Below are 8,952 nucleotides of genomic sequence, written 5' to 3'. Positions count from 1 at the left end.
CATCACGACAGTGCAGGGCTCAAGGTTCATCAGGTGCTGCATGAGCGCTACCCGATTGAATTTTTTGCGGTACAGCTCGTGACCACGATCATCCTGTGCATGTAGATGAAAGGTGTGTTTTCCCAGATCGATGGCGGCAATAGCTACTTTGCTCATGGCAATGATCTCCGATAAGCCCCCTGTGAAAGCTTAGTGGTCGATCACAGGGGGCGGCGGGGGTAGCCATTTCATTAGGGGGCGGGGTCGTACGCAAGAATTGTATTCACAGAGACCAATGTGGGAGCGAGCTTGCTCGCGATGAGGCCCATCCAGGCAATGAAAAGCCCGCAGACGATCGCTCATCTGCGGGCTTCTTCACATCGGGGTCAAGGCTTAAGCCCGGCGCTCATGCATCCGCGCCAATTGCCGTTCAAGCATCGACGGATACGGCTCCATCAACCGCTCCACGCAGCATGCACCTTCAGGGCTGGCAATCGGGCGGATCCGTGCACGCTGGCGGATCAACGCGTCGTCGCTGATCTTGCGCTCCACCAGCAGCAGGTTGCGGCTGTGTTGCGACAGGGCCAGGGCGTCCTGGGCGGAGTCGGTCAGCAGCAGGTCGATCTGGCTCAGGCCGAACAGTTCGTCACCGAGTGTCAGGCCCAGCTGCAATTGCAGGGTGATACCGCTGTCCGCGACTTCGATCTGCAACTGGTGGCCGAGGGCCCGCAGCAGCTCGCCACAGCAAATGGCGTTGGTCAGGTAATCGTCACCGCAGTCTTCCGTGTGGAACAGCATCAGCGTGCTGCCGTCGTTCAAGGTCTCCACTTCGCCTTGATACAGCGAAGCGGCCTGGTCGAGACAATCGCGATAGCGTTCGAGCAGTTCTTCAAGCCGCGCCCGCGGCAGGCGTCGCAGTTGCTCYTGGGAGCCCAACTGCACCGCCAGCACCGCGCTGTGTTGCGGCACGCTCGGCGTGGCCTTGCGGATCACCGGTTGTGGGGTGCTGTCCAGCGACTCATCGCGCAGATCGGCGAACGGGTCTTCGTCATCGTCGTCTTCGACGGTGCTGACGATTTGCCGTGGCGCTGGCTTGAGCGCGGCTACGGGGCGGCTCTCGTCGAAACTCGGGTCGCGCAGGTTACGGACTTCGAAGGCCGGGTCGGCCTCGTCATCCATGTCGTCGAATTCTGGTTCCGGCTCCGGTTCCGGCACTGGGGCGGGCTCCGGGGCGAAGTTGGCGTGCAGCTGGCGCGCCAGGTCACCGATTTCGTCCTGGCGGTCGGTGGCCGGGGTGTATTCATCGATATTGCGCAGCCACACCCGTAATTGCAGCAGCGGCGTGGAGAGATAACGCCCCATGCGCAGGCTCAAGGCCAGAGACAGGGCCAGCAGGATGGCGCTCAAAATGCCCATGCTCTGCAGGCTGATGGTCATCGGCTGCTGGAACTGGTCCATGTCCAGACTGATACGCAATTGCCCGGCAGTCACGTCCTGGAAGGTGATCTTGCTCTGGTACATGCCCTCGGCTTCGCCCAGCAGGCCATGCTTGGGGCGCTGGCCGGACTCGGCAAGGATACGGTTGTCCGGACTGTAGATGGCAGCGTGAGCCACCAGTTTGTTCTTGGTCAGGTTGTTGAGCAGCACGTTGAGGCTGAGGATGTCGTTGGACACCAACAGCTCGGTGGCCGAGGTGGCCGTCTGCGTAGTCAGGCTTTCGCCCAGCGCATCCGCCTGCTCGTGCATGGCCTGCTTGAACTGCAAGCCCATCACACCGGCATAGATGACCAGGGCCAGGGCGACCAGGATCACGTTATGGCTGGCGATGCGCAATGCAATCGGTACACGGCGGTGGCGCAGTGCCCGGAAGATCAGCAGGAAGAAGTTGTCGGTTTTTACTGGCGTGGGCCGGTTCACTTGAGCTCGGCTCTTTTGTCCGTGAAGTTGACGCGCAGTATAGCGACAGGCCCTAGGCCGTCAAAGCGCTCGCGGTGCCCGATGGTCACTGAAAGTGGGTAGAATGCGTTTTTTTTCCACCTGCGGGGGTGCGCCTTGCGCGAAATCGTCCTGATAAACATCACGGGAGTCGACCGTCCGGGTCTGACTGCGGCCATTACCGGCGTTCTGGCCCAGGGTGGTGTGAACATTCTCGACATCGGTCAGGCGGTGATCCACGACACCTTGTCGTTCGGCATCCTGGTTGAAATTCCCGACACCGAACAAGGCAAGTCCGTGCTCAAGGACATCCTGTTCAAGGGGTACGAGCTCGATCAACAGGTGCGTTTCACGCCGGTGTCCGAAGAGGATTACCAGCAGTGGGTCGGCAACCAGGGTAAAAAACGCCACATCGTGACCCTGTTGACCCGCAAGGTGACAGCCGGGCAGTTGCAGGCCGTGAGCTCGATCACCGCCAAATATGGCCTGAACATCGACCACATCGATCGTCTGTCCGGGCGTATGCCGCTGGATACGCCGGCCGACAAGGGCAAGGGTTGCATCGAGTTTTCCGTGCGTGGCGAGGCGGCTGATCCGCAGGCGCTGCGTGCCGAATTCCTCAGCGTTGCCCAGGAACTGAACGTCGACATCGCCTTCCAGGAAGATTCGCTGTTCCGGCGCAACCGTCGCCTGGCGGTGTTCGACATGGATTCAACGCTGATCGAAGCCGAAGTGATCGATGAACTGGCCAAGGCGGCCGGTGTGGGTGACAAGGTTTCGGAAATCACCGAACGGGCGATGGCCGGTGAGCTGGATTTTCGCGCCAGCTTCAAGGAGCGCCTGGCCTTGCTCAAAGGTCTGGACGTCAATGTACTGGATTCCATCGGTGCCTCGCTACGCCTGACCGAAGGCGCCGAAACCCTGTTCGCCGAGCTCAAGCGCCTGGGCTACAAGACTGCGATTCTGTCGGGCGGCTTCACCTACTTCGCCAAGCAATTGCAGGCCAAGCTGGGTATCGACTACGTGTTTGCCAACGAGCTGGAAGTGGTCGACGGCAAAGTCACCGGCGTGGCGGTCGAGCCGATTGTCGATGCGCAGCGCAAGGCCGATTTGCTGAAGGAACTGGCGCACAAGGAAGGTTTGCGCCTGGAGCAGACCATTGCGGTCGGCGACGGTGCCAACGACCTGCCGATGCTGGCGATTGCCGGGTTGGGCGTGGCATTTCGCGCCAAGCCGCTGGTCAAGCAGTCGGCCAAGCAGGCGATTTCGACCCTGGGTCTGGATGGTGTGTTGTACTTGCTGGGCTTCCGCGATCGCGACGGCCAGCTCTAAAACAACTGTAGGAGCGAGCCTGCTCGCGATGGACGTTAACGATGACGCGGGCTTTCTGAATGCACGCGTCGCCTATTCACTCATCGCGAGCAGGCTCGCTCCTACAGGTTTGCGTACAAATCAGGCCTTCGGTGAGCCCATGCCCTGACCCATCTGCACCGCTGTACCGGCGGTCATTTCTTCAGCCCACTTCACCTGATCCGGCCCGAACAGCACGACAGCGGTCGAACCCAGCTTGAAGCGACCCAGTTCTGCGCCTTTTTCCAGGTGGATCGGCGCGCGTGCGGCTTCGTCGTAGCGGAAGGTTTTCAGTTCGCGCTTCGGCGGCGTCACCAGACCGGCCCAGACGGTTTCAATCGAAGCCACGATCATCGCACCCACCAGCACCACGGCCATCGGCCCGCGTTCGGTGTCGAAAATGCACGCCACGCGCTCGTTGCGGGCGAACAGTTCCGGAACGTTTTCAGCGGTGGTCTGGTTGACCGAGAACAGGCGACCCGGGATGTAGACCATCTCGCGCAGGGTACCAGCCAGTGGCATGTGCACGCGGTGGTAGTCCTTCGGCGACAGGTAGATGGTCGCGAAGTCGCCACCCATGAACGGCGCAGCGTTTGCCGCATCGCCACCCAACAGTTCCAGCACGCTGAAGCTGTGGCCCTTGGCCTGGAACACACGACCGTGCTCGATCGGGCCGAGCTGGCTGATCGCGCCGTCGGCGGGGCTGAGGACCGCGCCCGGGGTCTCGTCCAGCGGACGGGCACCGTCTTTCAATGCTCGGGTGAAGAACKCATTGAAGTGCTCGTAGGCGGTCAGGTCTTCGACCAACGCCAGGGACATGTCCACCTGGTAACGCTTGGCGAACCAGGCGGTAAAGGCATTCTTGAACCAGCGCACGCGGCATTCGGCAATGCAGCCGGCCAGTCGCGAGAGCAAGTTGTGGGGCAGCAGGTACTGGCCGAGGAGAAACAGACGCTTGTTCATTAACGGTCCTTAAAAATCTTAAATTTCTACCGGGGTATCGGGATGGTTGCCCCATTCGCCCCAGGAGCCGGCGTAGCCTTTGACCCGCGGATAACCGAGAGCCTTGGCCACCAGATAGGTGAAGCCAGAACGATGGTGAGTCTGGCAGTGGGTAATCACTTCTTTGTCTTTGCTGATCCCGAGTTGTTCGAGGATCTGCTGCATGTCGGTGCGGATGCGCAACTGGCGCGCCTGATCCATGCCGGCGGTCCATTCGAAATTGACCGCGCCGGGAATGTGCCCGCCCTTGGCTGCGAGGACTTTCTCGCCGGAGTACTCCAGCGGTCCGCGTGCATCCCAGATTGCCAGGTCGGCGGCGCCGAGACGGCTTTGCAGGTATTCGCGGGTGGCGGTGGGTTCATCGTGCAAGGTCAGTGGAACCGGGCCACCCACGGGTGGCGGGATCTGGATCGACATGGGCAAACCTTCCGCCAGCCAGGCCCGCAGGCCGCCATCTATATAGTGGTACTTGCTGTGGCCGATGACATCCAGCAGCCAGATGAAGCGCCCGGCCCAACCGCCGCCTTCGTCGTCATACACCACGTAGACCGCGTCGGGGTTGTGTCCCAATTCACCAAACAGCGTTTCGAGTGCTGCCTGCGGGGGCATCAGCCCCGGTGCGGGGGCCTGGCCGAGCTGCGTGCGTTTCGGATCGACAAAGCGCGCGCCGGGAATGTGCCCTTCGGCGTAGCGGGCGGGACTGGTCAAGTCCACCAGAATCAGTTCGCGGGCGTCGAGGCGAGGGAGCAAGTCGCTCGGCTCGATCACCAGCGGCAAGCCAGAGAAGTCAGACATGTGAGGTCTCCAGAGCACAAAAGGGAGGATTGTAACGCAGCTTATTGGCCACGGTGGCTAAAGCTGTGCAGGGCTTTCTCGATGCACTGTGCGGTTTTGCCGAAGGCCTGTACGGAAATTTCCGAAAAGGGCCCGCCGCCTTGATCCGCCACGACGATCATGATCACCCGGCCATTGTTGACCAGTGAACGCAGCAGCAGGTGTTCACCGCTGAACTGTGAGCGCAGGCCGTTGGGCAGCAGGGCCGAGAATTGCGCGTTGTTGGCTGGTGTCAGGCGCACTTGGGCCTGTTGCGCGAGCAGGCGTTGCAAGACGTTGCTCTGGCTGACCACGAAGTTCAACCCGGCCGCTTCCTTCGGCAGGCCGACCGTCTGGTGCACGCGCAGGTTGGCATGAGTGCGGTCGGCCATCAGGATCATCACCCGACGCATGCCGCAGGCCACCAGAGCGTCCCGGGCGGCGATGGTCAGGTGTATGGCATTGGTGAAGCGACTCGGCTCGACCAGCAATTCGGCACATTGTTTACGCCACTTCGCCAGGTCTTCGGCGCTGGGTGCCGCTGCCGGCAGCAAGCCTGCGTGGACACGGTTCATACCCCACGGCCAGATCAGCGATTCGGCAGGGTGCCAGAGGTCGGGCATGGCGTGTTGGCGTGCGCTGTTGGCGGCTTGCTGGTGCAGTTGCTGTTGCACCTCGTCCATCGGCATTTGCAGGTAAAGGCTGGTCAGGAATTGCCAGCGCTCACTGTGCGGGCTGTTCCAGGCGTGTTGCGCCGACAGCGCCAGCCCGTTGGCCAGTAGCACTGTGTTGGCCGGCTGATTGAGCCAGCGACGCAGGGTCGGATCGTCATCGAGACGGTTCTGCTGGCGCAGTGGATGCTCACTGTCACGGGCGATGCGCAGGACTTTCACCAGTTCCCGCTGCTCGGTGAGCAACAGGCGATAACCCTGCTGCACCCAGATCGGCAATCGCCAGACCTCCACCAGCGCCTGGCCGATGTCCAGCAGGCGTACGCCAAACAATTGCTGTTCGACTTTGCGTGCCGACTCACCTTTATGGATGACCCGCAGCTCCCACTCTTCGAGCAGTTTCGGATGAGTCAGCGCCAAAGGCCACAGGGGCGATAGAAACAGCAGGCTGCCCCAGTGGATGTCCTGCCACAGGCGTGCCAGGCGACTGGCAAAAAAACCGTTGGCCTGTTGCGTGGCGTGCTGGCTGATCATCTGCAGCTGACGCAAGACTTTGGGAATCTCGGACTGGGGTTCGGCGGGAAGCCGCGCAAGCAGTTCTTCGGTGCGCTTCAGGCCGAGGCGATTGATCGCGATCTCGAGGTTTTCCGCAGGCTCGGTCATGCCGCCATGGGTGTGCCGGTTGGCTTCGCGAATCACACTCAAGGCCAGGGCCGGGCTGCCTTGCATGAGGTCGGCGATATCGCGCAGCGAGCTGCGATTGTMGCGGATGGCCGTGCAGACACGGTCGTGGCTGGCTTGCGGAACCGGCAGGCGCACGCCATCGAGAAGCTTGACCCAGCCTTCGAGAGTGGTCGGTTTCGGGGTTGGAACGTTCGTTTCGTTAACCATGGTGGGAGGCGATCATCGTCAACATTACCTGGGCCCGGATGGGGTCAAATCAGTTTTTCGCCTGAACTGCCTATAGTCTGGCGCAGTTTTGCCGATAAGGAGAAGAAGAGATTTTTTAACTTCCGAATATGACCTTGAACCCGACTCAGTAAGTGCTCCCCTAACCTATGGCTAAAATTATCGGCATCATCGTCGTATTCGCGAGCGTGCTCGGCGGATACGTGCTTTCCCACGGCAAAATTGCCGCCCTGATCCAGCCTTTCGAGGTCATGATCATCGGCGGTGCCGCCCTTGGCGCATTCTTGCAGGCCAACCCCGGCCACATGACGATGCACGTGCTCAAGAAGTCCCTGAGCATGTTCGGCTCGCGTTTCAATCATGGCTTCTACCTTGAAGTGCTGGGCCTGATCTACGAGATCCTCAACAAGAGCCGCCGCGAAGGCATGATGGCCATCGAAGGCGACATCGAAGATGCCGCCGCGAGCCCGATCTTCGCCAAGTACCCGACTGTTCTCAAGGACGAGCGCATGACCGCGTTCATCTGCGATTACCTGCGCATCATGTCCTCCGGCAACATGGCTCCGCACGAGCTGGAAGGCTTGTTCGACATGGAACTGTTCAGCCTCAAGGAAGACCTGGAACACCCATCCCACGCCGTGAACGGCATCGCCGACGCCATGCCCGGTTTCGGTATAGTCGCGGCGGTACTGGGGATCGTGGTGACCATGGCTTCGCTGGGGGAGGGCGATCAGAAATCTATCGGCCTGCACGTGGGTGCGGCACTGGTGGGGACCTTCTTCGGTATTCTCGCCGCCTACGGCTTCTTCGGCCCGCTGGCCCATTCCCTGGCCCACGATGCCAAGGAAGAACTGAACGTCTACGAAGCCATCAAGGCCTCGCTGGTGGCTTCGGCTTCCGGCATGCCGCCATCGCTGGCCGTGGAGTTCGGACGCAAGGTGCTGTACCCGGCGCACCGTCCAAGCTTCGCCGAGCTGGAACAAGCGGTTCGCGGTCGTTAGTGCTTTGTTTCGCAAATACGTTCCTTTTTTGGCAAGTGACTGTTGTTGCCAGACAAGGCGCCGCGACGAGTCATAGCCCGCTATGGCGAGGAGCGGCAACGCGGTATGGCGACAACAGGCACTGCCAAAAAGGAACAGTATTTGTGAGACAGAGCACTTAGGTTATGGAAAACAATCAGCCGATAATCATCAAGCGCGTCAAGCGCATCGCCGGCGGACACCACGGAGGCGCCTGGAAAATCGCCTTCGCGGACTTCGCCACAGCGATGATGGCGTTCTTCCTGGTGTTGTGGCTGCTGTCCACCGCCACGCCGGAACAGAAGATTGCCATCGCCGGTTACTTCAAGGACCCGATCGGTTTTTCCGAAAGCGGCACGCCGTACATCATCGATCTGGGCGGCACCCCGACCCTGGCGCCGGAAAACACCCTCAACCCCGAAGTGAAGTCCCAGCCGCAGCCGGACAAGGTCACCATCGATACCGACCAGGTTGAAGGCATGGCCGAGCAGGTCGAGAAAGAACGCCTCGAACTGTTGCTGCAAGAACTGCAGAACAAGGTTGAAGAGAACCCGCAACTGCAGAAGTTCAAGGATCAGATCCTGTTCGAAATCACGCAGGACGGCCTGCGTATCCAGATCATGGACGCAGAAAACCGCCCGATGTTCGACTCGGGGTCGGCTCGTCTGAAACCGTATTTCGAAGACATCCTGCTGGCTCTGGCCGACACCATCAAAGCGGTGCCGAACAAGATCAGCATCAGCGGCCACACCGACGCCAAGCCGTATACCGGCACCGGCGATTTCGGTAACTGGGAGCTTTCGGCCAACCGTGCCAACGCCGCGCGTCGTGCGCTGGTGGCGGGCAGCTATCCGGAAGCGCAGGTGGCACGGGTGGTCGGTTATGCCTCGTCGGCCCTGTTCGATCGCGAGCATCCGTTCAACCCGGTGAACCGTCGTATCGACATCGTGGTGCTGACCAAGAAAGCCCAGCGTGCGATCGAAGGTTCGCAAGGTGTGGAGCCTGCTCCTAATGCGCCGCAAGGTTCGGCGGCTCCGGGAGCCGCACCGGCTACACCGGTCGACCCGAATGCGTTGCCGGCGGACAAGGAACCGCTGCCGGCTCACGAACTGCGTGAGCGTCTGAACCTGTTTGATAACCCGGCGCTGAAGCCGGGCGAGCCAGCCAAACCGGCTGAACCGCCCAAGCAGTGACCGACAAGAAAGCCGACAGCGATGTCGGCTTTTTTATTGGCGTTTTCTACGTTAAAACCCACGGATGATTCGGGACTTGAG

At 60.8% G+C, this 8,952-nt stretch carries 7 protein-coding genes and 1 pseudogene; 3 read left to right on the top strand and 5 right to left on the bottom strand.

Features of this window, described 5'->3' with window-relative positions; genetic code table 11:
• Together ACXRVY_RS10870 and ACXRVY_RS10865 are read right to left on the bottom strand one after the other, a co-directional pair.
• A pseudogene (locus ACXRVY_RS10870) lies at positions 1-156 on the bottom strand (IS110 family transposase); the annotation flags it as partial.
• Between the two features lie 216 nt (positions 157-372).
• A complete protein-coding gene (locus tag ACXRVY_RS10865; RefSeq protein WP_223462510.1) occupies positions 373-1,896 on the bottom strand; it encodes an AhpA/YtjB family protein in 1,524 nt (507 codons plus the stop codon).
• Positions 1,897-2,031: 135 nt separating this feature from the next.
• Here ACXRVY_RS10865 and serB point away from each other — a divergent pair, with 135 nt between their 5' ends.
• Positions 2,032-3,246, top strand: coding sequence for a phosphoserine phosphatase SerB (gene serB / locus ACXRVY_RS10860; RefSeq protein ID WP_108218400.1), 1,215 nt, complete (start codon positions 2,032-2,034; stop codon positions 3,244-3,246).
• Positions 3,247-3,366: 120 nt separating this feature from the next.
• On the opposite strand, the gene asd is transcribed toward serB, so the two are convergent.
• Genes asd through ACXRVY_RS10845 form a run of 3 tightly spaced genes read right to left on the bottom strand, consistent with a single transcriptional unit; the run spans position 3,367 to position 6,641 of the window.
• Positions 3,367-4,227, bottom strand: coding sequence for an archaetidylserine decarboxylase (gene asd, locus ACXRVY_RS10855; protein WP_458237373.1), 861 nt, complete (start codon positions 4,225-4,227; stop codon positions 3,367-3,369).
• A gap of 18 nt (positions 4,228-4,245) precedes the next feature.
• Positions 4,246-5,061, bottom strand: a complete 816-nt coding sequence (gene rhdA, locus ACXRVY_RS10850) for a thiosulfate sulfurtransferase (protein ID WP_223462511.1) — start codon at positions 5,059-5,061, stop codon at positions 4,246-4,248.
• Positions 5,062-5,102: 41 nt separating this feature from the next.
• On the bottom strand, positions 5,103-6,641 hold the full coding sequence (locus ACXRVY_RS10845; RefSeq protein WP_458237372.1) for an HDOD domain-containing protein: 1,539 nt from the start codon (positions 6,639-6,641) through the stop codon (positions 5,103-5,105).
• 167 nt (positions 6,642-6,808) lie between these two features.
• Between ACXRVY_RS10845 and motA the strand changes: the two genes are divergently transcribed.
• Both motA and motB read left to right on the top strand, forming a co-directional pair.
• Positions 6,809-7,660 (top strand): flagellar motor stator protein MotA, encoded by an 852-nt coding sequence (gene motA, locus ACXRVY_RS10840; RefSeq protein ID WP_108218404.1) that lies wholly within the window; start codon positions 6,809-6,811, stop codon positions 7,658-7,660.
• Positions 7,661-7,824: 164 nt separating this feature from the next.
• Positions 7,825-8,871 (top strand): flagellar motor protein MotB, encoded by a 1,047-nt coding sequence (gene motB, locus ACXRVY_RS10835; protein ID WP_223462513.1) that lies wholly within the window; start codon positions 7,825-7,827, stop codon positions 8,869-8,871.
• Positions 8,872-8,952 lie beyond the last annotated feature (81 nt).

Source organism: Pseudomonas sp. P5_A2_2 (genome assembly GCF_054177685.1).
The sequence above is the reverse complement of the archived record's forward strand: the minus strand, read 5'-3'. Positions and strand labels throughout refer to the sequence as shown.

What these genes read in the sequence shown, in the direction of transcription:
- rhdA (WP_223462511.1), bottom strand. Translation starts at nt 5,061, where the DNA reads ATGTCTGACTTCTCTGGCTTGCCGCTGGTGATCGAGCCGAGCGACTTG.
- motA (WP_108218404.1), top strand. Translation starts at nt 6,809, where the DNA reads ATGGCTAAAATTATCGGCATCATCGTCGTATTCGCGAGCGTGCTCGGC.
- motB (WP_223462513.1), top strand. Translation starts at nt 7,825, where the DNA reads ATGGAAAACAATCAGCCGATAATCATCAAGCGCGTCAAGCGCATCGCC.